This window comes from Methylobacterium sp. WL103 (genome assembly GCF_008039885.1).
GTDB classification, from domain to species: domain Bacteria; phylum Pseudomonadota; class Alphaproteobacteria; order Rhizobiales; family Beijerinckiaceae; genus Methylobacterium; species Methylobacterium cerastii.
Genome location: NZ_VRUX01001063.1, coordinates 1 through 849 on the forward strand (window position 1 = coordinate 1; position 849 = coordinate 849).

The window sequence follows — 849 nt, forward strand, 5'->3', positions numbered from 1 at the left end:
GGCCGCGGGTCGCGGCGCGCCCAGCCGAACGCGGCAGCCCCCGCATCGAAGCAGGCCATCAGCGGGCGCGACGAGAACGGCTTGCCCGAGACCGGGTCGGTCGGGGTGTCGTTGCGCCGCCGGAGCTCGATCGGATCGAGGCCGAGGGTCCAAGCCATCTCGTCGACCGCGCTTTCCAGGGCGAAGAGGTAGGGCACCTCGGGGGGAGCCCGCATCGGGCCGGGCGTGTTGCGGTCGACCCGCACGGCGCGCTCGTCGGTGCGGATGTCGGGGCAGGCGTAGAGGCTCGCGGTCACGTCGGTGCCCTCCATCGCGAAGGCGTCGAAGCGCGAGGTCGTCATCGTCGCCTCGTGGACCAGGGCGGTGAGGCGGCCGCCGCGGTCGGCGCCGAGGCGGATGTCGTGGCGGGTCTCCGGGCGGTGGTTCGCGATGGTGAAGCCCTGCCTCCGGGTCGGCACCAGGGACACCGGGCGGCCGAGGTCGCGGGCGGCAAGCGCCACCAGGGCCGTGTACTGCGAAAGAGCGAGCTTCGAGCCGAAATGGCCGCCGATCGGCCCCGATATGACGCGGACGTCCTCTGGCGCGAGGCCGAGCTGCGCGGCGAGCCCGTGCTGCAGCGCGCCGACGTAGCGGGACGGCTCGTGCACGGTGAGCCGCCGGCCCTCCCAGAAACAGGCGGTGGTGAACAGCTCCATCGGGTTGTGGTGCTGCGTGGGCGTCTCGTAGCGGGCGGCGATCCGCACTTCTGCCCGCGCCAGGGCGGCGTCGGCGTCGCCGCGGCCCGGATCCGCGTGCTCGGGCTTCAGGTCGGCCAGCCGGACGGTCTCGGCGCCGGCCTCGTCGAAGGTG

General features: G+C 74.1%; 1 protein-coding gene. It reads right to left on the minus strand.

What is annotated here, in order from left to right; translation table 11 throughout:
* Positions 1-849: molybdopterin cofactor-binding domain-containing protein (locus FV222_RS27780; RefSeq protein WP_147816382.1), on the minus strand; the 849-nt coding region annotated here is incomplete at both ends.